This window comes from Haloarchaeobius sp. HME9146 (assembly GCF_025399835.1).
In the GTDB taxonomy this organism is placed as follows: Archaea; Halobacteriota; Halobacteria; order Halobacteriales; family Natrialbaceae; genus Haloarchaeobius.
Genome location: NZ_JAODVR010000001.1, coordinates 2,298,552 through 2,321,462, shown reverse-complemented (window position 1 = coordinate 2,321,462; position 22,911 = coordinate 2,298,552). Strand labels below are relative to the sequence as shown.

Below are 22,911 nucleotides of genomic sequence, written 5' to 3'. Positions count from 1 at the left end.
AGCCGAAAGGATTCATATACAGGTGTCGTTGCACCAGGTATGCGAACGAACCGCCGAAACTTCCTCCGTGCCCTCGGTACCGCCGCCATCGCGGGTGCCGCGGGCTGCCTGACAGAAGCGACGACCGTCCCCGACGACTCCCCCGGCGGGTCCGACCCCCAGGACCTCTCGTTCGAGACCCACAGCTACCGGGCGAACGACCTCGTCGTCGTGGACGGCATCGGGCCGGACTCGGTCGGCGAGCGCTACGCGACCGTCGTCACCGACGAGACCGCCGCCAGGGAGTTCGTCTCGGGCGCGCTCGACGACGCGACCCGTGCCTTCATCGACGAGACGGACCTCGCCTCCGAGGACCTGCTCGTCGTCCAGACGTACCTCGACAGCATCTCGACCGAGTTCACCCTGGATTCGGTCCAGCGCGCGGGGACAGAACTGCGCGTGAGCGCGACCGTCGACGAGGCCGAGATGGGCGCACAGGCGATCACCTACGAGACGGTGCTGGCCCGCGTCGACTCCGGGTCGTCGGCCCCCGAACAGGTCTCGCTCAGCGTCGGCGGCGGCTCGCCGGAGACCTACGCGGTCGAGTCCCCCGAGCCGGTCGAACACGGCTCGATGCACCTCCATCACACCGGCGCGCTCTACCAGGACGGCCTGACCGTCTCCGACGGGTCGGGGCCGCAGTTCCGCGTGAGAACGCTGACCTCGGCGGACGCCTTCACGCTCGACGGGCAGGCCGAGGCCGCCGCGTTCGTCGAAGGGACCGACTTCTCGACGCAGGCCATCCTCGCCCTGGAGAAGCAGGTCCCGAGCCCCTGTGAGTCGCTGGCTGCAGAGAGCGTCGAACAGGGTCGCCGGCTCCGGCTCCGGGCTGCCGTCGAGGAGAAGGACGAGATGTGCACCCAGCAGGTGCAGCTGTCGACGCTGCTGGTTCGCGTGCCGGCCGAGGCCACGACGGGCCGGAAGGTCGCCGCCGTCGTCACCGGGACCGACGGAAGCGAGCGGGCCGTGCTGGCCGGGCAGTAAGCTGTTTCTCGGGGGGAGTTACGACATGTGCGCGGTCACGTCGGTCGAGGAGATCATTCCGACGTAGTCGTCGTCGACGACCGGCAGGTGCTTGATGCCGTAGGTGGTCATCATCGCCGCGACCTCCTCCATGTAGAGGTCGGGAGAGGCGGTCTCGACGTCGCGCGTCATCACATCAGACACCTTCAATTCCGTCACGTCCTGGCCGTTTGCGACGGCGTCGAGGACGTCGGTGCTGCTGATGATGGCCCGCGGGTTGGTCTGGACGACGAGTGCGCTGATGTCCAGCTCGCGCATCCGCTGGGTGGCTTCCATCACGGTCGCGTCCTTCGATATCGTCTCCAGTGGCGTGGACATCACGTCTTCGACGGTCGGTCTGTCGGCTGAACTCATGGAGAGACAATCGGCCGCACTACCCAAGGCAGTTTCCCCGCCAGCAGCATTCGCGACCTACAGGCCGAGTGACCCGTCGACGACCTGCTCGGCGAGCATGGTCATGTGCTCGATGTGTGGTGCCCAGTCCGAGTCCGCCCCGGCTTCGACCCGGTGACGATGGAGGTCCTCCCACACCGTCACCAGCATGAACGGGGCGAGCGCCCGGTAGAACCGCTGGTTCTCGAACGCATACCCGGTCCGGTCCTCGTATCGGGCGACCAGCTCCCGCCGGGTCGGACTGCCCGGCTCCGCCGTGAAGGGGCTCAGTCCGTTCTCGTTCACGTCCCGCAAGTGTGCTATCGCGTCGTGGTCGGGGTATCTCGCCGCCAGATCGTCGAGCGGCGGTGTCGGGTCGCCCTCGTCCCGCCAGCGCAAGAGGAGGTAGCCGAGTTCGACCAGTGGGTCCCCGAGCATCGCCGTCTCCCAGTCGAGGACGCCGGTTATCTCGGGCTCATCGGTGCCCGAGAAGAGGACGTTCCCTGGCCTGAAATCGCCGTGGATCAACGTCGTCTCGCCAGTCTCGGGCGCGTGGTCCTGGAGCCACGCCGCCACGTCCCAGACGCCCGGAATCTCGTGGCCGGTCGCCGCCGTCGCCGCTTCGAGGTGGCGGATGCAACGGTCGACCTGGTCTCGTGGGCGCAGGTGGTCACACACCCCCTCGAAGGGGGCGGTCTCGACGGCGTGAATCTCGGTGAGCGAGTCTATCAGGGTCTCGCCGACGCGGCGGCGTGCCGAGGGGTTCTGGAATCGGTTCGGCAGGTCCGACCCCAGCGGAACGGGGTCGCCGTCGAGTGCCGTCAACACGAGGAACGAGTCGCCGAGTATCGCGTCGTCCTCGTAGAACAGGACCGGGGTCGGGGCCGGGACCGGCGTGTCCCGGAGTCGCTCCATCACCTCGTACTCGGTCCGGAGGTCGTTGATGTAGCTCGTCTCGCGCAACTTGTTCGGCCGGCGGACCACGTACCGGTCCTGCTCGGTCTCGACTGCGATGACGAGGTTCAGCCCATCCGCGAGGACCTCGGTACTGGTGACGGTGGTTCCGAGTTCGTCCGCGAGGAACGCTTCGAGCGCGGTCGTGTCGATAGGTGTGGCGGATTCAGGCATATCGGTACCTCTCGGGCCCTCACTGACTCCCGAGTCGGGCCGCGAAGAACGTCCACGGGGAGTCGTCCTCTGCGTCGTCTTCTGGTTCGTCCTCCACGTCCGCGGCCTCGTCGTCGCTGTGGGTTCGCCGGTCCCAGTCGAGTGCAGTCGGCGCACCCCACACCTCCTCGACGTCGAACCCGGCAGTCTCCAGTTGGTCGCGCGTGGCTTGCGCGCCGGCCATGTTCCACTGCATCTCGACGCCCTCGTCGAGCCAGTCAGGGTTCTCGCCGTTCCACGCCTCGGCCGCCTCGCAGACGAGGGCTCGACCCCCCGGTCGGAGCACCCGCGCGAACTCGTCGAGGACCGCCTGGTGGTCGGCCTCGGGGACGTGGATAAGCGACCAGAACGCGACGACGGCGTCGAAGCTGTCGTCCGGGAACGGGAGGGTCGTCATGTCTCCCTGCAGCAGTCCCGCGGCGGGGGCGTTCTCCCGGGCGAGGCGCAACTGTCCCGCGGAGATGTCGAGCCCGACTGCGTCCGAGACGTCGGTGAGCCGTCGGAGGACTGGTCGGCCGCTCCCGCAACCGGCGTCGAGGATGCGGGTCGGGTCGTCCAGCGAGTCGAGGAACGTGTCGAGGATGGCCGACCCGGGACCGTCTTCGTCTCGCTCCTCGTCGTGGACCACGGCGACCTCGTCGTACCCCTGCCGGACGGCGTCCTTCTCGACCATTGACATCGGATTCTGACGGATAGCGGTTCAAGCTTTGGGAGGTGTGGGAGGAGATGGCACGCATCTCGACGGCTGACCCGTCCGGGAGAAGTGACCCCATCTTACCTGCGTCCCACAGTTCTTTCTCGTCTCGGCGAGACGTTCGAGATAGTCATGTCCCTCTGGCGCGACCCCACCAGACGACGGTGGCTGGCGTGGTTCACGCTCGCCGCGGCCTTCGTGCTCGTCAACTTCCACCGGGTCTCGACGGGCGTGCTCGCCGACGACCTGACCCAGGTGTTCGACACCAGCGCCGCGGAACTGGGACTGCTCCACGCGTCGTTCTTCTACATCTACGCGCCGATGCAACTCGTGGCCGGGATGCTCGCCGACCAGACCGGGACCCGGCGCGTGGCGACCATCGGCTCGCTCGTGATGGCCATCGGCGTGTTCGGGTTCGCGATGAGCGACACCTACCTCGCCGGGTTCGCCAGCCGGGCGCTCATCGGCGTGGGAGCCAGCGTCATCTACATCGCCACCCTGCGGTTCTGTGCGAACTGGTTCGAGACGGGGGAGTTCGCGACCGTCGCCGGCATGACCCTCTCGGCGTCCGCGGTCGGGGGCATCATCGCGACCACCCCGTTGGCCCTGTTCGTCGCGGAGTACGGCTGGCGCTCGGCGTTCCTCACCGTCGGCGCAGTCGGCCTCGTCGGGACCCTCGCAATCTACGTCGCGGTCCGTGACGACCCCGCAGACGCCGGGATGGATCCCATCGAGGGCGCGGCCGACCCACCCGATATCACGCCCCGTGAGACGATCCAGAACGCGAAACTCGTCCTCTCCGAGCGCGAGACGTGGGTCCTCGGCGGGATGCTCTTCTTCGTCATCGGGACGAACTTCACCGTCATGGGCCTCTGGGGTATCCCCTACCTCGTCCAGGCCTACGGCCTCTCGGTCTCGGAGGCGTCCGTGTTCACCCTGCTCGGGAACACCGGGCTCGTGGTCGGGTCGCCCGTGATGGGCTGGCTCTCGGACTGGCTCGGCCGCCGGACCGAGCTCATCGTCGTCGCCGCGGTCGTCTACACCCTCGCCTACGGGGTCATCGCGGCCCTCGGGACGCCCCCGCTCGTGGTCGTCGGCGCTGCGTTCTTCATCATGATGTTCCTCCTCGGGGGGTTCACGCTCGCCTACACCGTCGTCCGGGAGCGGTTCGACGGCGCGGTCAGCGGGACCGCAACGGGGGCGGTCAACGCCCTCGGGTTCTTCGGGGGCGCAGTGTTCCCGGCCATCCTCGGTGCGGCGCTCGACGCCTTCTGGACTGGCGAGCTGGTCGCTGGCTCCCGGGTCTATTCGCTGTTCGGCTACCGCGTCGCGTTCGGTATCGCGACGCTGAACGGACTCATCGCGCTGGGCTGTGCGGTGTGGCTCCACCAGCGGGAATCCACTGAGCCGGAGAAAAGCGAGGCGGTCGCGGCCGGGTCGCAGTAGTCCGGCCCGCTGGCGCAGCGAGCCGCGTTCCACCTTCTTGCCAGTAGCTTTACATCGTCCGTCGGATACGGTTGAGCCATGCATCGGCGGGAGTTGCTCGCAGCACTGGGACTGGTGGGCGTCTCGGGCTGTCTTCGACTTGACTCCGCGAGTCCACAGACAGCCCGCACCACCTCGACCGAACCGGACCCCACAGAGACGGTGAGCACGCAGACGGCGACCGACACGCAGACGAACACCGAAACGACCAGCGCTGGCCCCGCCCCGTACCCGACGGGCCTCGACGAGGAGGGCCCGAACCTGTTCCTGCTGCCCAGCCACACGCAGGCGCTCAGGCAGACGAGCTTCCGGGTGGCCGAGAAGAAACGCAACCTCTCGAAGACCGAGGTGTACCGGGACCGCGAGTATCGGAGCGAAGGCGGGGAGATACTCGGGTCGTTGCTGGGACGGGACGGCTCGAGAGTGGATATCTTCCGCACCAGCGAGGACGCCTACTGGCGGGAGAACCTCGGCGGGTCCTACACCTACGGGAACGACAAACACAGGAACAACAAGCGATACGAATGGACGCTCTGGATACGGGAACTGAGCGCCTTCCTGAAGGCCGGGAACTGGGGATCGCCCGAGGTCGTCCAGGAGGGTCCGACCACCATCTGGCGAGTCCAGGCCGACTCGCTGGACGAAGAGGGGGTGGTGGACCCCGGAACCGGCGGGACCATCACGGACGTCGCCTCCGGTGAGCTGACGGTCGACGAGGACGGCATCATCAGGAGCCTGACGGCGCGAATCGCGGAAGACCTTCGAGACGGGGGAGAACAGGTCCTCGAGGCGACGTACACCGTCGACTCGCTCGGGTCGGTCTCCGTCTCACCGCCGTCCTGGGTAGCGACGGCGAGCGAGCAGGCCCCGACGCTATCGGTCTCCGTCACCGACGACGATTCGTTCGTGAAGCTTCGTATCGAGTCCGGCAGGGCGATCGCTGCGGGGTCGGTGTTCCAGGTGTTCGACCGCGCGAAAGACGGGGGTGTCATCGACTACAGGCTCGAGGAGCCACTGGAGCCGGGGACGACGGCGTACCTGTACCGGGGCGGTGACTCGTTCGCACGCGGGAGCCCACCGGCGGAAGAGCCGACAGAGACGCTCACGAACAGTTACGACGTCTGGGCACGGCGACGGGGACTGCACTACTTCAAAACGTACGAAGTGGAATCCTGAGTTGCTGCGTTGCCCCGTGACGCGGTGAACCCGCGGCGGTGGCTACGAAGCTGGCTTCAGTAGTCGATTCGGGTGATCTCGTCGACGGGCCACTGGCTGAGGACTTCGACGCCGTTCTCGCGGACGACGACCATCTCCTCGACGCGGACGCCCTGGCGGTCGGCGGGCTCCATCGTCTCGACTGCCATGGTCATGCCCTCCTCGATCTCGATGGGGTGGTCGGGCGAGAGGCCGCGCCAGATGAGCGGGACCTCGTAGAGCTGGAGACCCAGCCCGTGCGCCCAGTGGTTGGTGGTCATCTGCCAGTGGTCGGTCGCGCCGTACCAGTCGGCGTGCTCGCCCTCCATGTCGGGGAAGCCCTTGCAGATCTCGTCGGTGGTCGCGCCGGGCTCGATGCGGTCGAGCACGTCGTAGAGGTTGTCGCGGGCGGTCTGGTAGGCTTCCTTCTGCTTCTCGGTGGGTTCGCCCATGGAGAAGGTCCGGTAGTAGCAGGAGCGGTAGCCGAGGTAGCCGATGTTGTACATGTCGGCGTAGACGATGTCACCGGGGCGAATCATCCGGTCGGTGGTGTTGGCCTGGTGCTTCGGCCACGTGTTCGGGCCCGAAGTCAGGTAGCCGCCGCCGACGAACGCGCCGTGGCGCCAGAGTTCCTTCGTCACGTCGCCCCAGACCTCGGACTCGCGCTTGCCCGGGCGGGCGTTCTCGACGACCTGCTGGAAGCCAGCCTCACAGATGGCCGCGACCTGGCGCAGGCACTCGATCTCGTCCTTCGTCTTGATCTTCCGGGCGTCGTGCATCAGGTCGACGCACTCCTTGGTCTTGACCTCGACGTCGTTGTTCTCGAACGCGGAGATGAGGCCCGCGTTCCCGACGTCGAGCCCCATCGGCTCCTTGTGGACGCCGTACTCCTCCATCGCCTCGTAGACGAGGTCGGCCATCTTCTGCTTGAGGAAGCCGCGAGCCGAGTCGCTGCCGGACGCCCGCGGGACGTTCCCGAGACCCGGACACGCGTACCGGATGTCGTGCAGCCAGGGGCAGTTGAACCGCTGGTTGCTGGCGTGGTCGGCCGTGTCCCAGTGGACGATGTCGCCCTCCTCCGTGAGCAGGGTGTAGTGGTCCGCGCCGGAGCCGCCGGTCATGGCGAGTCCAGTCACGTACCGGATGTTCGGGTCCGAGACCAGCAGCATCGAGCCGAGGTCGGAGTCTTCGAGGCGGGCGAGCGCCTTCGCGTACCGTTCTTCACGCAGTCGCTTCACGTCGATTCGCTCTTCCCAGTCGACCGCCTGGGTGCCCCGCGTCCCTTCCATGAAGGTTCGGTCGTACATACACAGGACTACCCGGGTAATCCATATCAAACTACGGTGACAGACCTCCACACGGCGCGGAGGTGTTTGGATACTCACCAAAGGCTTATGATACGTTTCGGAGTAGTTTGGGGCGAGATGAAACGAGTGCTCTCCAGCGTCGGAATCGGTTCCGCCAACGTCGACACCATCCTCCCGAAGACATCCCTCACACCGGGGGAGACCGTCGAAGCCACCGTCGAGATCGAGGGTGGGTCGGCCGAGCAGGAGATCGAGAACATGTACTTCGCGCTGATGACGCGCTACCGGACCGAGGACGGCTATTCCCAGGCCGTCATCGACAAGTTCCGGGTCGGCCAGAACTTCACCATCGGCGAGGGCGAGCGCCGCGAGGAGACCGTCGACATCACCGTCCCCTACGGCACCCCGCTGACGATGGGCAACGTGAAGGTGTGGCTGAAGACCGGCCTCGACATCGACTGGGCGGTCGACCCCAAGGACACCGACCACATCGAGGTGCGCCCCGACGAGCGCATGCAGGCGCTGTTCGACGCCGTCGAGGACCTCGGCTTCAGCTTCTACAGCGCCGAGGTCGAGAAGGCCCCGTTCGGTCGCGGACAGCCCTACGCCCAGGAGTTCGAGTTCAAACCCCAGGGCGGCGAGTTCCGCGGCAAGCTCGACGAACTGGAGGTCATCTGTGCGCCCAGTGCGGACTCGGTGACGGTCATGCTCGAGATCGACCGCCGCGGCGGCGTGCTCTCGGAGTGGGCCGACACCGACGAGTCGAAGGCGAGGTTCACGTTCAGCGAGCCCGACCGCGACGGTATCCGCGACCAACTGGAGACCATCGTCCGCCAGCACGCCTGAACGGGCCCGACCACTCACCGGAGCCGGTTTCTTCCAGACGACAGAACGGTTAACTTCCCGCCAGTATATTCTCCGCCCAATGCGACGCGTACTCTCTAGCGTGGGCATCGGTGCAGCCACGGTCGACACCGTCCTCCCACGGAACGAGTTGACCCCTAGCGAGGAGCTGACGGTCGACGTGGAGATCGAGGGCGGCGACGCCGACCAGCAGGTAGACGGCATCTACTTCGCGTTCGCCACGCAGTACTGGTCCGGGACCAGCCACGACACCGCGGTCATCGACTCGGTCACGGTCGCCGAGGACTTCACCATCGAGGCGGGCTCGCGCCGGACCATCGAGGTCGAGGTGACCGTCCCGCCGGCGACGCCGGTGACCGTCGGGAGCACGAACGTCTGGCTGAAGACCGGTCTCGACATCGACTGGGCCATCGACCCGACCGACAGGGACACCATCAGGGTCGACCCGGACCCGATTCGGCAGGCCTTCTTCGACGCCGCGGAGTCGCTCGGCTACGTCTTCGACGAGGCCGACTGCAAGGCGACCCACGCCGTCGACCCCGCCCGCCCGTTCGTCCAGGAGTTCGACTTCGTCCCCGAGTGGGGACCGTACGTTGATTCGGGCGACCTCGAAGCCGTGTTCGTCCCGTCGGACGATGGGGTCACCGCGGTCGTGCAGGTCGAACCCGAAGGGGGCGTCGACGACTTCGAGGAGTTCGCCGACCAGTCGAGCAAGTTCTCCATCACGGACCCCGACGCGGCCACCGTCGAGGACACGCTCGACGACGTGCTCTCCGAGCACACCTGAGGCTACATCGCTACCGATACCGGCCGGCGCTGTACGCACCTGAAGGGCTAAGGGGCGGCCGGTCGTGGTGTGTTCCGATGACACACGACACACCGATCCGGGTGGACCACGTCGGCCTCGCCGTCGAGTCCGTGGCCGACGCCGAACCCGTCCTGCTCGCACTCGGCTGCGAGAAGCTCTCCGACGAGACCGTCGAGGACCGGTTTCGATGGGTGTACTACCGGCTGGGCGACGCGTCCCGCATCGAACTCATCGAACCCATCGAGGAGGAGTCGTTCCTGACCGACTTCCTGGAATCGAACGGCCCCGGCCTCCACCACGTCACGCTCGAGGTCGCGGACATCGACGCGGTCATCGACGGGCTCGAAGCCGCCGATGCCGACCTGCGGGTGGTCGACCGTGCCGAGTTCGACACCTGGACCGAAGTGTTCGTCTCCCCGCGGAACCCGACCGGCACACTGTTCCAGCTCATGGAGTACCACGAGGACTACACGGAGAACCGGCTGCCCCCCGAGGAACTGTTCGTCAACGGTGGGCGCGTCGAGGAGGTGCAGGCATGAGCGAACTTCCCGAGGAGACCCGCGAGCGCATCGAATCGGACCCGTACTGCGCGATGCTCGGCATCGAACTCGTCGAGCTGGGCGAGGGAACCGCGACGATGGAGCTCACCGTGACCGAAGACATGCTGAACTTCCACGGGACGCCCCACGGCGGCGCCATCTACTCGCTGGCCGACGCCGCCTTCGCGGCCGCCTCGAACTCCCACGGGACGACGGCGGTCGCCCTGGAGACGAACATGTCCTACCTCGAGGCGGTCGAGACCGGGACGACCCTCCGCGCCGAGGCCGAGGAGAGCCACATGGCCGGCCGGACCGCCGAGTACAGCATCGACATCGTCGCGGGGGAGGACCGGGTGGCGACCTTCCGGGGTCGCGTGTATCGGTTCGTGGACTGAGCGACCAGAGGCTGGCTGGCACCACCCCGCAGGTCGTTCCCACCGGGCGAGAGTCGGCATCGCTCGCTATCTTCTCGGCCGACGTAGGTATCTCATGAACACCGTAATCAGAGCTATCGCGGCCCTGCTGGCCGGTCTCGCCGGGTTCGTCATCGCCACCGTGGGAACGACAGCACTGCTCGCGTCCCGTATCGAGTTCTCGCTGCTGGTCGGACTGCCGGTCGGCGTGTACGCCGGGCTGACACTCCTGTTCGGGAGTTTCCTCGCGCTCTGGTACCGTGACCAGGCCGCGGTTGGCGACCCCACCGAGGGTGTGACCCGCGGGCTGTGGGCCGGGGCTGCGGCCATCGTGGCACTCGTCGGGACCATCGCAGTCGGTCTGGCGCTGTACATCGTCGCGGGCCTCTCGGTCGGTCTCACCGTCCTGCTGTTCGGCGTACCGGCTGCACTGCTCGTCGCAGGCGTCATCGGCTTCATCGTGGCCAGAACAGGCCGCGGTGGTGACGTCGGTCCCCGGTCGTCGTCGGGCTGACGGGAGGCGACCGCTCTCAGTCCCAGTCGTACCGCTCGGCGACTATCTTTCGTCCCCGCACGCCGAGTTCGTATTGTTCCCGCAGGTCCGCGAGGGGCGTCCACGTCGCATTGGTCCGGAGGTCGTTGTAGTAGGAATCCCCGAGCGGTGCCTCCGGGTCGAACACGCGCAGTGCCGCCGACTGGATGTCGAGGTCGCGGTGGTCGCCGCCAGCTTCCTCGCCCGCTTCCAGCGCGTCGATGAGTCGCTTCGCGAGCCGTTCCCTGCGGTCACTGTCCTCGTAGGAGTCGGCCATCGCGTCGAGGACCTCCCCCGATTCGAGCAGGTTCCCCGCGACGGAGTAGTCCGCACCTGCCAGATGGCCGCTCCAGTCGTTGCACGCCTCACCCGTGTAGGTCGTCGTGCCGTGCCGGTCTACCCCGTGAATCTGGCGGTTCTCGGGGTCCACCTCGGGGTTGAGGACGGTCCTGACCACGTCGTCGAGATGGTAGTCGTCAGCGAGCAACTCGATGATTTGCGGGCCGAGCGCGCCGGTGACGTGGCCCTGTATCGCGACCGCCCCGTCCTGGGAGACGAACGGCGAGAGGTCGCCGATGCCGGGCATCCGCGTCGTGACCGCAACGCCGAAGCGGTCGTGGTCGCCGCAGGATTCCCTGACGCAGATGCTGAAGGTCACGTAAGAGACGCTTCGCTACGCCGGGAAGTAGATGGAGCATGCCAGGGCATGCAGGTGGGGAAAAGTGGGTTCGCGAAGAATTTGTTCTTCGCTGTGTCCCCGCGAACGCAGTGAGCGGGGGCTTGAGACGAGTTTACTCGTCTCGGTGTCTCCGTGAGCGAAGCGAACGGAGGCTCGCGAAGACGCTAGTCTTCGCGGTGTCCTCGTGAACGCAGTGAACGAGGGCTCGTGAGGAGTTTACTCCTCGCGGTGGTCGAAGACGCGCTTGACCTTGCCGACCTCGGTGCGCTCGATGACGCCGGGGCCGACGACCTCGATCTCGTCGGGCTTCACGTCGAGGACGTCCTTGAGCTTGCTCTCGATGTCCGCTTCGAGTTCCTCGTGCGTACCGTTGTAGTCCTCGTGGTGCTCGACGGTCAGCTCCAGGGTGTCGAGGTTGCCCTTGCGGTAGAGGTCGATGCGGTAGTACGGCGCCACGTCCTCCATGTCGAGCATGACCTCCTCGATCTGGCTCGGGTAGACGTTGACACCACGGATGATGAGCAGGTCGTCCGAGCGGCCGGTGATGTTGTCCATCCGGACCATCGTGCGGCCACACTCGCAGGTGTCGTAGTTCAGTCGGGTCATGTCGCCGGTGCGGTAGCGGATCATGGGCAGGGCCTGCTTCGTGAGCGAGGTGATGACCAGCTCACCCTCCTCGCCTTCCTCGACGGGTTCGCCCGTCTCGGGGTCGAGGACCTCGGGGTAGAAGTGGTCCTCCCAGAGGTGCAGGCCGTCCTGGGCCTCGGCGCACTCGATGGAGACGCCCGGGCCGATGATCTCGGAGAGGCCGTACACGTCGACCGCGGTCACGCCGAGGGCTTCCTCGATCTCCTCGCGCATGGGGTCGGTGAACGGTTCGGCCCCGATGACGACCCGCGAGAGGGGCAGGTCGCGGAGGTCCATCCCGCGTTCCTCGGCCTGCTCGGCGAGGTAGAGGCAGTACGACGGCGTGCAACAGAGCACGTCCGATTCGAGGTCCTGCAGCATGTCGAGCTGGCGGGCCGTGTTGCCACCGCCGGTCGGGATGACGGACGCGCCGAGCTCCTGGATGCCGTCGTGGAAGCCGAGACCGCCCGTGAACAGCCCGTAGCCGTAGGCGTTCTGGACCATCATGCCCGGGTCGACACCGCCCGCCTTGAGCGAGCGCGCCATGACCTCGCGCCAGACGCCGAGGTCGTCCTCGGTGTAGCCGACGATCTTCGGCTTGCCCGTGGTGCCCGAGGAGGCGTGGATGCGACGCAGTTCGCTCCGGTCGACCGCGAACAGGTCGGTCGGGTAGTTGTCGCGGATGTCCTCCTTCGTGGTGAAGGGGAGCTTCGTGATGTCGTCGAGCGACTCGATGTCGTCGGGCGTGATGCCCGCCTCCTCGAACTGCTCGCGGTACCACGGCACGTTCTCGTAGACGTGCTCGACGGTCTCGCGAAGGCGTTCGTTCTGCACTGCTGTGACTTCCTCTCGTGCTGCGGTTTCGATGTCGTTGTAGACCATGTGTTGAACCAGTGTTTCGTGTCTGTAAATCGATTCAGGTGCCGACAGGCGGCCCTGTCAGATGCTCACCCCGAGGTGCCTGTCGCGCACGGAGTCGTTCTCGTCCAGTTCTTCGGGAGTGCCCTCGTAGACGATCTCGCCTTTGTCGAGGATGAACACCCGGTCGGCGAGCTTGCTCGCCACGGCGACGTTCTGCTCGACGAGCAGGACCGAGATGCCCTCCTCGTTGAGTTCGGTCACCAGGTCGGCGACGCGCTCGACGATGATGGGGGCGAGCCCCTCGGTCGGTTCGTCGAGCAACAGCAGGTCCGCACCGGCGACCATCGCCCGGGCGATGGAGAGCATCTGTTGCTCCCCGCCGGAGAGGTCGGCACCGCGGCTGTCCTTGCGTTCGCGGAGGTTCTCGAAGGCGTCGAGCTCCCAGATGTCCTCGACGGAGCGACGGTGTGCCGTGTCGCTGCCGCCGAAGTTGCCCATCCGGAGGTTCTCCGTGACGGTCAGTCCCGGGAACACGCGACGTTCCTCCGGAACGAAGCCGATGCCTTTCCGGGCCACGTCCTCCGAGGAGGCACCCGTGATGTCCTCGCCCTGGTAGTGGATCGACCCCTTGACCGGGTCGACGACGCCGACGACGCTTCGCAGGGTCGTCGTCTTGCCGACGCCGTTCCGGCCGACGAGCGAGACGACCTCGCCCTCTTCGACGTCGAGCGTGACGCCCGAGAGGACCTCCGTCTCGCCGTAGCCACCGTGGACGTTCTCGAGTTCGAGGAAGCTCACAGCACACCACCACCGAGGTAGGCCTGCTGGACCTCGTCGTTCGCGGCGACCGCCTCCGGCACGCCGGTCGCGAGTTCCGACCCACGGTTGAGGACGGTGATTCGGTCCGATGCGTTCATGACGAGTTCGATGTCGTGTTCGATGAGCAACACGGTTTTGTCGGCGAGGACGTCGCTGATGAGTTCCATCGTCGCACGCGTCTCCTCGGCGCTCATGCCCGCGGTGGGCTCGTCGAGCATGACGAGGTCGGGGTCGGTCGCCAGCACGAGGCCGATCTCCAGCCGGCGACGGTCACCGTACGCGAGCGTCGACGCGCGCTCGTCGCCACGGCCGTCGAGGCCGATGCGACCGAGCACGTCGTCGGTCCGCTCGTTCAGGTCGTCGAAGGAGTCCTTGTTACCGAAGAAGTTCTCCACGACAGAGCGCTCACGAAGGGTCGCCTGTGCGGCCAGGCGGACGTTCTCTCGCACCGTGAGTCCGCCGAAGACGTTCGTTATCTGGAACGACCGCCCGATTCCCTTGCGGACGCGCTGGTTCGGCGGGAGCTGTGAGACGTCCTCACCCTGGAACAGTATCGACCCGTCACTCGGGAGCAGTGCGCCCGAGATGAGGTTGAACAGGGTGGTCTTCCCCGCCCCGTTCGGGCCGATGATGCTCCGGAACTCGCCCGCCTGGACCTCCAGCGTGAGGTCGTCGGTCGCGACGAGTTCGCCGAACCGGCGGGTCAGGTTCTTCGTCTCGAGCACGGGGTCGCCCGAGTCGAACGATTTCGTCTCCTGTTCGCTGGTCGCCATCAGTCACTCACCTCCGTGGGTTCCGCGTCGGGAGAGCCGCCTTCACCGCCCGAGGACATCGTCTGCTGGCGTTGCTTGAGCAGCGACGGCACCGAGACGAGTCCGCGCGGGACGAAGACGACGAACAGGACGAACACGACGCCGAGGACGCCCTGCCAGTAGTCGATTCCCTGTTCGAGCAGCAGTTCCTCCAGCGAGATGAACCCGGCAGCCCCGATCATCGGGCCGTAGAGGGTCCCCATCCCGCCCAGCAGGGTCATGACGATGACCTCGCCGGAGAGGAGCCAGTCGAGGAAGCCGGGGGACGACCGACCCAGGGTCTGGGTCGCGCGCAGCCCGCCGGCCAGCCCGCCGAGCGCGCCACTGACGACGAACGCCCGGCGCTTGTACGCGGTCGTGTCGTAGCCGAGGAACGACGCACGCTGTTCGGACTCGCGGATGGCCTGCAGGACGCTCCCGAAGGGGGCGTCGATGAGCCGCCGCGCGACGAAGTACGAACCGACGACCAGCGCGAGGATGACGTAGTAGTTCAGGGTGATCTCACCGAGCAGCGAGACGTCACCGAACTCCGGGCCGGAGGTCAGGCCGTAGTACAGCGCCTCGGCCCCGATACCGTCCTCCCCGTTGGTCAGGGGCGGGATGGTCGGGAGGCCGATGGACGCGAGGAACGGGTTGAACTCCGCACGCAGGCCCGGCATCTTCACGGCGAGACTGGCGAACAGTTCCGCGAACGCCAGCGTGATCATCGAGAAGTACACGCCGGAGACCCGGATGGACAGGTACCCGACCAGCCAGGCGATGAGCCCCGCGACCACGATGCCGGCCAGCAGCGCCAGCCAGAACGACGGGATGAGGTACAGCGCGAACAGGACCGTCGCGTACGCGCCGACCCCATAGAACAGCACGTGGCCGAGCGACACCAGTCCGGTGTAGCCCATGACGAGGTCGAGACTGAGCGCGAACAGCGCCCAGATGAGGATCTCCACGAGGAAGGTGTTCACGAAGAACGACCCCCACACGACGCCGATACCGAGTGGCGCGAGCGCGAGCAAGCCCACGAGTCCCAGGCCGAGGTACTTGCGTTGCTCCGGTGTCAGGACGCCACCGCCAGCACCGGTGAGTAGTTCACCCCCAGATTCGCCGGGGTCGTGCCACTCCGGGCTGCCGAACAGTCCCTGCGGACGGACCAGCAGGACGCCGATCATCAGCAGGAAGACGACCAGTCCCTCGAGGAACGGGAGCTGCCAGCGCACCAGCGTCTGGACGACGCCGACGAGCAGGCCACCCGCGACCGCCCCGCGGAAGCTGCCGAGGCCGCCGAGCACGACGACGATGAACGCCGGGATGATGACCGAGCCACCCATCCCGGGACCGACCGGCTGCCGCCCGGCGAGGACGACCCCGCCGACGGCGGCCAGGAACGCACCGAACGCGAACACGAGCGTGTAGTAGCGGTCGATGTCGATGCCGAGGTGACGGACCATGCCGCGGTCCATCGACCCGGCACGGACGACGAGCCCGAACCGCGTCTTCTCGAGGATGAGCCACGTACCGGCCGCGACGAGCGCGCCGGCGGCGATGACGAAGTAGCTGTAGAGCGTGTTCGTCGCGCCGAGTATCGTCACGGGACCAGCCAGCGAGCCGGTGTCGAGCGGACTCAGTGGCTGTGGCCCCCAGACGAACTCGATGGCGTCGACGAAGATGAGCACCAGCCCGAACGTCAACAGGATGTGGTACAGCGGGTTCCGGCCGTACAGCGGGCGGATGGTCAGCCGCTCCATCGCGCCACCCAGGACGGCGACCGCGAGCGGTGCGACGAGCAACGCGACCCAGAAGTTGCCGATGCCGGCCGTCGAGAGGGCGACCGCGAGGTACGCGCCCAGGGCTAACAGCTCCCCGTGCGCGAAGTTGATGACGTCCATCACGCCGAAGATGATCGACAGTCCGGCGGCGAGGAGGACGTACACCATCCCGACGGTCAGCCCGTTGACGAGCTGTTCGAGGATGGCTGCACCTGAGACCAGTGGTAGTGCGGACATCTTAGAGCGAGCAGTCGGTTTCGTCGCAGGGTATCATCGCGTCGGGACCCTCGACCTTCGAGAGCAGCTCGACGTCCGCCATCTCACCAGACTCCGGTTCGACACACTTGCCCATCCAGGTCGGGTTGAGCGCCTGGTGGTCGCAGCTCCGGAACTGGTTCGGGCCGAGGATACTGTCCATCTCCAGCCCGGCCAGGGCGTCGATGACGTCGTCGACGTTGGTCGACCCTGCCTCCTTCACGCCTTCGGCGGTCATCATGATGGACTGGTAGCCGACGCGAGCGAAGTTGTCGGGCATCGCGTCGTACTCGCTCTGGTAGGCCTCGACGAAGGAGTTGTTCTGCGGGTTGTCGATGCCCGGGATGTAGCGGACGCCACCGTAGGTGCCGTACGCCTTCGCGCCGAGCGCGCCACGGACGACCTGGAAGGTCATCGTCGGTGCCATGATGTCGACGTTCTCGGTCAGGCCGCTGTCGACGGCCTGGCTCACGAACGTGATGAGGTCGCCACCGGTCATCCCGAGGACGACGACCTCCGCGTCGGAGTTGTTGATCTGGCTGATGTAGGAGTCGAAGTTGCTCGCGCCGAGCTCGGACTTCGAGGTGCCGACGACGTTGAGGTTCGGCTCGGCTTCCTCCATCCGCATCTGGACGCGGTTCTGCACGGAGGTCCCGTACGCGTAGTCCGCGATGTGGAACCAGACGTTCGTCCCGAGGTTATTGACGGTGTAGTCGGATACCGCCTCGGCGATCTGTGCCGTGTTCGTCTCCGCCCGGAAGACGTACTCGTTACATCCACTGCCCGTGACCGGTACCGCGGCCCCACCCGGGTTGTAGATCACCTGTTCTTCAGCGGCGAGCTCGTTCAGTGCGAGTGCGACAGAACTGGAGATAGCACCCATGATGAAGTTCGCACCGTCCTGTTCGACGGCGCGGCGGGCCTCCTGCACGGAGGCCGTGTCTTCGGTCTTGCCGTCCTTGTAGACACCCTCTATCTCGAAGTCGAAGTCGTCCGACTCCTGGAGCGTCTTGATGGCGAGCTTCGCGCCGTTTCGCTGCCCCGGTGCGAGCCCGCTGTACGGGCCCGACATCGGGCTCACGACACCGTAGGTCAGTGTGTCGCTGGACCCTCCCGACCCACCGATGTTCCCGAGACACCCTGCAACACTCAGTGCACTCCCACCCGCTGCGAGTTTCAGGAAGTCCCGCCGAGACCCGATAGAGCTACCTTTATTTCCGGACGTGACTGCGCGGTCATTGTTTCCCCGTGCCATGGATGTTTCATTATTAAAAATAGGGTAAAGCAGTTCGCCCCCGTATAGACTGGGTTTATCAGTGCGTAGGGCTTCACATCAATTCCCTGCAACGCTTGCGTCTTGCGAAAACACCTAATAGAAGGCTTGAAGTTTCCGTTCGACAGAACGAGAGGTCGGCGGGCGTGCGCTTCGACGCAGGTGCTCTCAGTGGCACGGTCGTGTCCGGATTCCACAGACGTGCGAGGGGGTGACGCATCGGGTTTTATGCCCGGACGAGGCGACGTTCTTCACGTATGTTCAAACACATCGCGCTGCTGGTCAGACAGGACGATATGACCCACGAGGAGTTCGTCGACTACTGGCAGAACAACCACACGCCCATCGCGAGAGATATCGAGGGCGTGGTCCGCTACCAGACGGTCCTCCCCACGGACCCGGAGAACGCCGAGTTCGATGGACTGGCCGAACTCTACTTCGAGACACTGGACGACCTCCACGAGGCACTCGGGAGTGAAGGCTCCAGAGACTACGACCCCACACGCGAGGTCGCTGCCAAGGCCCGCGAGGACGTGAACAACTTCCTCGACATCGAGCGACGACCCCGGTTCATCGGGGAGGAGAAGATCTGGAAGGACGAGGTAGCCGGCGACACAGACGGCCTCTACAAACATTCGGCCTTCCTCGTCCGCAAGGACGGCATGACCCACGAGGAGTTCCGCGACTACTGGGAGAACAACCACTCGCCCCTCGCCAAGGATATCGAAGGCGTGGTTCGCTACCAGACCGTCTATCCGACGGACCCGGAGAACGCCGAGTTCGACGGCGTCGCCGAGCTCTACTTCGAGACGCTCGACGACCTCCACGAGGCACTCGGGAGTGAGGGCTCCAGAGACTACGACCCCACACGCGAGGTCGCCGCGAAGGCCCGCGCGGACGTGGACAACTTCCTCGCGGTCGAGAAGCGCCCGCGCTTCATCGGCAAGGAACGACTCGTCAAGAACGACCTCGGCGACGTCGAGGGGTACTAGATGGCCGACCCGGACTACACCGCCCAGGTCCGGGAGGCGTACCCCGAACTCGACCGTATCGAGAACGTCGAGTTGCGCGAGCAGGTCGTCGAGGCATGGGTCCTGGGACTCGACCGCGGCGGCTGGCAGCACATCGAGGACATCCCCTACGCCTGGAACATCCACGAGGTGACCAACGTCGAACACGTCCGGGGGGTGACGAAGATCGCCATCGAGTCTGCGGAGATACAGCGCGAGTTCCACGGTGCTGACCCCGACCTCGACACTATCGTGGCGGCCTGCCTGCTCCACGACGTGGGTAAGTGCTACGAGTACGTCGACTTCGTCGACGCCGAACTGCTCGGGGAACCGGACCGCGAGCACTACGCCAGCGAGGAGATTCCCCACTCCATCTCGGGGTACGCCCTCGCCCACGAGGTCGGCGTCCCGCTCTCGGTCCAGCGGGCGATTCCGCACTTCCTCGGCGAGGTGCCCAAACGGACGCTCGAGGCAGAACTCGTCAAGAGCGCGAACTCGGCGTCCTCGAACGCCATCACCCAGTCCGCCATGGGCATCACGCTCAAGGAGTGGGTCGCACAGTACAGCCAGACGCAGGAGTAGCGCTGCTTCGACACAGCAGTAGCGCCGCTGCGCTACCTTCCCCGCTCGCGAGAACCCACGTTCGCCCCGGTTACTGCGTTACTCAGTAACGCGGCAATCCTTATCATACCGAATCCCCTACAGAGGGTATCATGACAAGTTCGACAGAATACGAGTGTCTGAGCTGCGGTCTCCGGACCGAGGACGCCGACGAGAAGGAATGCCCGAAGTGCGGTGGTGAACTCCGGAACGTCTCGCTTCCCCGCGAGTAACGACAGTCCGTTCGCTTACTCTTTTGCTGGCATGCTCCTGTCGGTGCCCCGGTAGACGAGGCCGACGAGGGCGAGGCCGAGGACGAGAGCACCCGCACCGACAGCCATCGCTATCGCGTCACCGGTGACCGAGTTGGCGATGGTGAGGATACCCGCGATGACAGCGCCGCCGCCCAACCCGACGCCGAAGCGGTCGAAGAAGCCGGTGGTGTCGCCCGCCTCGACCGCGGGCTCTGCCGACCGGTCACGCGAGGACTCACGCAGTTCGTCTACCGACCGCTGGAGGGCCGCGAGGTCGTCCGCCGTCGCGACCGACGACCGGAACTCGTCGAATTCGTCGGCTGTCACGACGTCCGAATCCCTGGAATCCAGCGCGCCCTGCGTGACCATCTTCTCTTCGAGGCTGTCGAGGTCCTCCGCCGTCACGACCGACGATTCGAGTGTGGAGAGTTCGTCCTCAAGGTCTGCGACCGTCGCTTCGAGGTCGGCCCGGCCCGTCGCCTCGTCTTCGAGGTCGTCGAGGCGCTCCGAGAGTGTCGAGAGGGAGTCCTCCAGCCCTTCGACCTCGGCAGCGAGGACATCGTCGCCCGTCGCGTCTTCCAGCCGGGTCGCCAGCGCGGCCACCTCCTCGGTGCTTGCGGGCTCCTCGTCAGTCGAGTCCACCGCCGCTTCGAGTTCCTCGACGGTCGCCTGGAGTGTCGAGAGGTCCTCCGTCAGCGAGGACAGGTCGGCAGCGAGGTCGTCGAGGTCGTCGGAAGACGGGCCGGCGTCCGCCTGCGTGTCGAGTCGGTCACGGACCGAGTCGAGTTCGGCTTCGAGGTCGCTCGCGGTGGCACGGGTCTCGCGTACGGTCGCCTCGAGTTCGTCGACGGTCTCGGCGTCGGCAGCCGCGTTCTCTACCGCGGTCATCTCCGACGCCATCTCAGAGACCCGCGTGTCGACCGCCGCGACCTCCTCGTCCACCGTGGCCACCGTCGAGTCGAGGTCGGCCAGCCGGGTATCGAGTTCCGAGACGTCCGAGTCCAGGTCGGTGACGGCCGAGTCGACGTCGGAAACCGCCGAATCCACGGTCGACAGCTCCGACTCGACTGCCTCGATAGACGCCTCGATACCCGAAACACGGTCCTCGAGGGCGTCGACCGTCGCCGCGTCTGCACCGTCGGTCTCGAGTCGGGAGACCGTCTCCTGCAGGTCTGCCAGGGCCATGTCGGCCTCCAGCACGTCGGACCGGAGCGCCTGCAGGTCGTCGTCGGTCGCGCCGTCGGCAGCGAGCGCCTCCACTCGCTCGGCGAGTGCCGCGAGGTCCTGCGAGACAGAGGCGACCTCGTCCGTGGTGGCCGCCGTGTCGTCGAGCTGGTCGAGTCGGCCTTCAGCCTCGTCGAGGGCCGCAGAGACGGTATCGACGTCCGCACGAACTGCAGTCACGTCGTCGTCGAGCGATTCGAGGTCTCCCGACAGGGTTCCGACCGTGTCCTCCACGGAATCGAGGCCGGTGGTCAGCGTCTCGATGTCGCCAGATAGCGTCTCGATGTCGGCGGCGTTCGACGCGCGCTCGGTATCTCCCTCGTCGAGTCGGGCACTCAGGTCCTCGGTTGCAGAATCGAGTGCGTCGAGGTCGTCGGCCACCTCGTCGACCGCCGTGCTCACGTCCGACAGGTCGTCCGCGACCGTGGAGAGGGCCGACTCGCTGGCGGCGCGTTCGTCGAGTTCGGCCAAGTCGGCCGAGAGGTCGTCCACCGTCGCGTCGAGGGCGGCCAGGTCGTCCACGGTGGCACTCGCCTCGTCGAGGGCGGCCAGGTCGTCGCGGAGGGCGGCGACCTCGGCGTCCAGCGTCTCGACGGTCCCCTCGAGAGTCGATACCGTCTCGTCCAGTCCTTCGACCGTCTCGGCATCGGCCGCCCGGTCCGAGAGCGCGGAGAGGCTTTCGGAGAGGTCGTCAAGCGCGGTCTCGAGGTGGGTGACCGTGTCGCCCAGCGAGTCGACCGACTCCCGTGTCGCGGTGGTCTCCTGCAGCGATTCGAGGTCGTCCTCGACGGTCGCCAGCGTGTCTTCGGCCGCGGAGAGCTCGGCGTCAGTCGCGGCTTCCTCGGCCAGTTCGCCGAGGTCGTCACGGAGTGAGGACAGGTCGTCCGCCAGCGCGTCGAGGTCGGTCGCCGCCGCGGCCCGGCTATCGAGGTCGCTCAGCGCGTCGTCCAGGTCGTCGAGCGCCTCGTCGAGGGCTTCGACCGTCGCCGAGAGGGATTCGAGGTCGTCCTCGCGGGCGGCCGACTCCGAGAGTGCGTCGAGGTCGGCTGCGGCCGCATCGAGGTCCTCGCGGATGCTGGCGATCTCGTCCTCGCGGTTCCCGAGGCGCTCGAACATCTGCTCGATGGCGCGGTTCGATGAGTCATCGTCGGGGTCGCCGCGGGCAGGCGGGCTGGCACTGCCGGAGTGCTGGGTGCCAGCACCGGCACTGCCCGCTGTCGCGGCCGCCCCCGACAGGGTCTGCTGTGCGAGGCCCTCGTCGTCGCCACGGCCGTCGTCGCCGGACTCGTCCTCCTCGCTCGCTGCGATTCCTTCGTAGCCGTCGATGCCGGACTCGGCGGCCGCGAGCGCGCCGAGTGCTGCGCTGTTCGCCGGGTCGTCGGCCATCCTGACGTCGCCGACCGAGAACGGGAGGGGAGCAGCGTCGAGCTGTGCGCCGAGGAGCATCTCCATGCCCGGGACGCTCCCGCTGCCGGCGACGACGACCGTCGCGGCGATGCCCGACTGCAGGTCGCTCTCGTCGGCCTCGCGCTGGACCGCTTCGGCAACGTCCCCGAGGAGTTCGTTGTAGGCGTCGGCGAGTGCGCCGTCGACGCCCTCGGAACTCGTGTCCAGCCCCAGCGTGAACTCGTCGCGGGCCGCGGCGACCGTCTCGACCGATTCCCCACTCGCGTCGGCCGCCTGCTCGACCAGCCAGTCACGTCCCCTCGCCAGCGAGAACCCGAGGACTGGGACGCCGTAGAAGGCCAGACAGACGGTGGTGACGGCGGGGCGGACCGCCACCCCGAGGCCGGTGTAGTTCCCGTCCGAGAGTGCGTCGTAGAGGACCGCGAGGCCGGTGTTCAGCGGGGTCGGCTCGTAGCCTTCCCCGGAGAGACCCTCCGAGACGGCCTTGCGGTGGTCCGTCGTCGGTTCGTCCGCGTCGAGGAAGCGGCCCGGTGTCGTGAAACAGACGGATTCCTCGTCGTCGCCCGCCAGCAGGTCGTCCGCGAGCGCGCCCACCAGTGCCGCGTCGTCCTCGCGGGGAATCACCACGTCGTTCGAGAAGAGGGGTTCCGTGTCTGTTCCGGTCGCGTCGGCGACCTCGGCCGCGTCGTCGCCGAGTATCGATACGGTGTCGCCGCGTTCGAGACAGCAGAGGTCGGCCGGGTCGAACCCGGCGTCAGTGAGTGTCCCATGCGGGACCTCGACGACCGATGCCACACTCGTGGCAAGTGTCGCGTCCCCGCCCTCGCCTCGTGCCGCCGTCAGTGTCTCCGTCCCGATGTCGAGTCCAGCCACCATGTCAGAGTAATCGT

22 protein-coding genes are annotated in these 22,911 nt (G+C 66.6%); 11 read left to right on the top strand and 11 right to left on the bottom strand.

Annotation, left to right across the window (positions count from 1 at the left end; translation table 11 throughout):
- The first annotated feature begins 39 nt into the window (after nucleotides 1–39).
- Entirely contained in the window at nucleotides 40–1,023 is a 984-nt protein-coding gene (locus N6C22_RS12005; RefSeq protein ID WP_261651349.1) for a twin-arginine translocation signal domain-containing protein, read from the top strand.
- Between the two features lie 18 nt (nucleotides 1,024–1,041).
- On the opposite strand, the gene N6C22_RS12000 is transcribed toward N6C22_RS12005, so the two are convergent.
- Genes N6C22_RS12000 through N6C22_RS11990 form a run of 3 tightly spaced genes read right to left on the bottom strand, consistent with a single transcriptional unit; the run spans nucleotide 1,042 to nucleotide 3,274 of the window.
- Complete coding sequence (locus N6C22_RS12000; RefSeq protein ID WP_261651348.1) at nucleotides 1,042–1,416, bottom strand: cyclic nucleotide-binding/CBS domain-containing protein; 375 nt, start codon at nucleotides 1,414–1,416, stop codon at nucleotides 1,042–1,044.
- A gap of 57 nt (nucleotides 1,417–1,473) precedes the next feature.
- Nucleotides 1,474–2,562: a phosphotransferase family protein gene (locus N6C22_RS11995; protein ID WP_261651347.1), complete on the bottom strand. Its 1,089-nt coding sequence runs from the start codon at nucleotides 2,560–2,562 to the stop codon at nucleotides 1,474–1,476.
- Nucleotides 2,563–2,581: 19 nt separating this feature from the next.
- Complete coding sequence (locus N6C22_RS11990) at nucleotides 2,582–3,274, bottom strand: class I SAM-dependent methyltransferase (RefSeq protein WP_261651346.1); 693 nt, start codon at nucleotides 3,272–3,274, stop codon at nucleotides 2,582–2,584.
- Between the two features lie 153 nt (nucleotides 3,275–3,427).
- Between N6C22_RS11990 and N6C22_RS11985 the strand changes: the two genes are divergently transcribed.
- Complete coding sequence (locus tag N6C22_RS11985; protein ID WP_261651345.1) at nucleotides 3,428–4,741, top strand: MFS transporter; 1,314 nt, start codon at nucleotides 3,428–3,430, stop codon at nucleotides 4,739–4,741.
- Nucleotides 4,742–4,819: 78 nt separating this feature from the next.
- On the top strand, nucleotides 4,820–5,956 hold the full coding sequence (locus tag N6C22_RS11980; RefSeq protein ID WP_261651344.1) for a hypothetical protein: 1,137 nt from the start codon (nucleotides 4,820–4,822) through the stop codon (nucleotides 5,954–5,956).
- Between the two features lie 56 nt (nucleotides 5,957–6,012).
- Here the strand turns inward: N6C22_RS11980 and N6C22_RS11975 are convergent, their stop codons facing one another.
- Complete coding sequence (locus N6C22_RS11975; protein ID WP_261651343.1) at nucleotides 6,013–7,281, bottom strand: Xaa-Pro peptidase family protein; 1,269 nt, start codon at nucleotides 7,279–7,281, stop codon at nucleotides 6,013–6,015.
- A gap of 117 nt (nucleotides 7,282–7,398) precedes the next feature.
- Between N6C22_RS11975 and N6C22_RS11970 the strand changes: the two genes are divergently transcribed.
- The 5 genes from N6C22_RS11970 (at nucleotide 7,399) to N6C22_RS11950 (ending at nucleotide 10,419) form a co-directional block, all read left to right on the top strand.
- Nucleotides 7,399–8,127, top strand: coding sequence for a sporulation protein (locus tag N6C22_RS11970; RefSeq protein WP_261651342.1), 729 nt, complete (start codon nucleotides 7,399–7,401; stop codon nucleotides 8,125–8,127).
- Between the two features lie 79 nt (nucleotides 8,128–8,206).
- Complete coding sequence (locus N6C22_RS11965) at nucleotides 8,207–8,932, top strand: sporulation protein (RefSeq protein ID WP_261651341.1); 726 nt, start codon at nucleotides 8,207–8,209, stop codon at nucleotides 8,930–8,932.
- Between the two features lie 77 nt (nucleotides 8,933–9,009).
- Nucleotides 9,010–9,492, top strand: a complete 483-nt coding sequence (locus N6C22_RS11960) for a VOC family protein (protein ID WP_261651340.1) — start codon at nucleotides 9,010–9,012, stop codon at nucleotides 9,490–9,492.
- Nucleotides 9,489–9,887: a hydroxyphenylacetyl-CoA thioesterase PaaI gene (gene paaI / locus N6C22_RS11955; RefSeq protein ID WP_261651339.1), complete on the top strand. Its 399-nt coding sequence runs from the start codon at nucleotides 9,489–9,491 to the stop codon at nucleotides 9,885–9,887. Before N6C22_RS11960 ends, paaI begins: the two co-directional genes overlap by 4 nt.
- 94 nt (nucleotides 9,888–9,981) lie before the next feature.
- Nucleotides 9,982–10,419 carry a hypothetical protein gene (locus tag N6C22_RS11950; protein WP_261651338.1) on the top strand — a complete coding sequence of 146 codons (438 nt, stop codon included), beginning with the start codon at nucleotides 9,982–9,984 and terminating at the stop codon, nucleotides 10,417–10,419.
- A gap of 16 nt (nucleotides 10,420–10,435) precedes the next feature.
- Here the strand turns inward: N6C22_RS11950 and N6C22_RS11945 are convergent, their stop codons facing one another.
- From N6C22_RS11945 to N6C22_RS11920, 6 genes are all read right to left on the bottom strand, one after another.
- Nucleotides 10,436–11,095: a DUF1028 domain-containing protein gene (locus N6C22_RS11945; protein ID WP_261651337.1), complete on the bottom strand. Its 660-nt coding sequence runs from the start codon at nucleotides 11,093–11,095 to the stop codon at nucleotides 10,436–10,438.
- A 237-nt stretch (nucleotides 11,096–11,332) separates the two neighbouring features.
- The gene (gene paaK, locus N6C22_RS11940; RefSeq protein ID WP_261651336.1) at nucleotides 11,333–12,625 is read right to left on the bottom strand and encodes a phenylacetate--CoA ligase PaaK; all 1,293 of its coding nucleotides are present in this window, start codon (nucleotides 12,623–12,625) and stop codon (nucleotides 11,333–11,335) included.
- Between the two features lie 57 nt (nucleotides 12,626–12,682).
- On the bottom strand, nucleotides 12,683–13,402 hold the full coding sequence (locus N6C22_RS11935; protein WP_261651335.1) for an ABC transporter ATP-binding protein: 720 nt from the start codon (nucleotides 13,400–13,402) through the stop codon (nucleotides 12,683–12,685).
- Nucleotides 13,399–14,196, bottom strand: a complete 798-nt coding sequence (locus N6C22_RS11930) for an ABC transporter ATP-binding protein (RefSeq protein ID WP_261651334.1) — start codon at nucleotides 14,194–14,196, stop codon at nucleotides 13,399–13,401. The genes N6C22_RS11935 and N6C22_RS11930 overlap by 4 nt, the downstream gene beginning before the upstream one ends.
- Nucleotides 14,196–16,235 carry an ABC transporter permease gene (locus N6C22_RS11925; RefSeq protein WP_261651333.1) on the bottom strand — a complete coding sequence of 680 codons (2,040 nt, stop codon included), beginning with the start codon at nucleotides 16,233–16,235 and terminating at the stop codon, nucleotides 14,196–14,198. The genes N6C22_RS11930 and N6C22_RS11925 overlap by 1 nt, the downstream gene beginning before the upstream one ends.
- 1 nt (nucleotide 16,236) lies before the next feature.
- On the bottom strand, nucleotides 16,237–17,508 hold the full coding sequence (locus N6C22_RS11920; RefSeq protein WP_261651332.1) for an ABC transporter substrate-binding protein: 1,272 nt from the start codon (nucleotides 17,506–17,508) through the stop codon (nucleotides 16,237–16,239).
- Between the two features lie 275 nt (nucleotides 17,509–17,783).
- Between N6C22_RS11920 and N6C22_RS11915 the strand changes: the two genes are divergently transcribed.
- The 3 genes from N6C22_RS11915 (at nucleotide 17,784) to N6C22_RS11905 (ending at nucleotide 19,369) form a co-directional block, all read left to right on the top strand.
- Nucleotides 17,784–18,518 carry an EthD domain-containing protein gene (locus N6C22_RS11915; RefSeq protein WP_261651331.1) on the top strand — a complete coding sequence of 245 codons (735 nt, stop codon included), beginning with the start codon at nucleotides 17,784–17,786 and terminating at the stop codon, nucleotides 18,516–18,518.
- A complete protein-coding gene (locus N6C22_RS11910; RefSeq protein WP_261651330.1) occupies nucleotides 18,519–19,118 on the top strand; it encodes an HD domain-containing protein in 600 nt (199 codons plus the stop codon). It begins immediately after the preceding gene.
- 131 nt (nucleotides 19,119–19,249) lie between these two features.
- Nucleotides 19,250–19,369 (top strand): rubrerythrin-like domain-containing protein, encoded by a 120-nt coding sequence (locus N6C22_RS11905; protein WP_261651329.1) that lies wholly within the window; start codon nucleotides 19,250–19,252, stop codon nucleotides 19,367–19,369.
- 15 nt (nucleotides 19,370–19,384) lie between these two features.
- On the opposite strand, the gene N6C22_RS11900 is transcribed toward N6C22_RS11905, so the two are convergent.
- Complete coding sequence (locus N6C22_RS11900) at nucleotides 19,385–22,897, bottom strand: hypothetical protein (protein ID WP_261651328.1); 3,513 nt, start codon at nucleotides 22,895–22,897, stop codon at nucleotides 19,385–19,387.
- Nucleotides 22,898–22,911 lie beyond the last annotated feature (14 nt).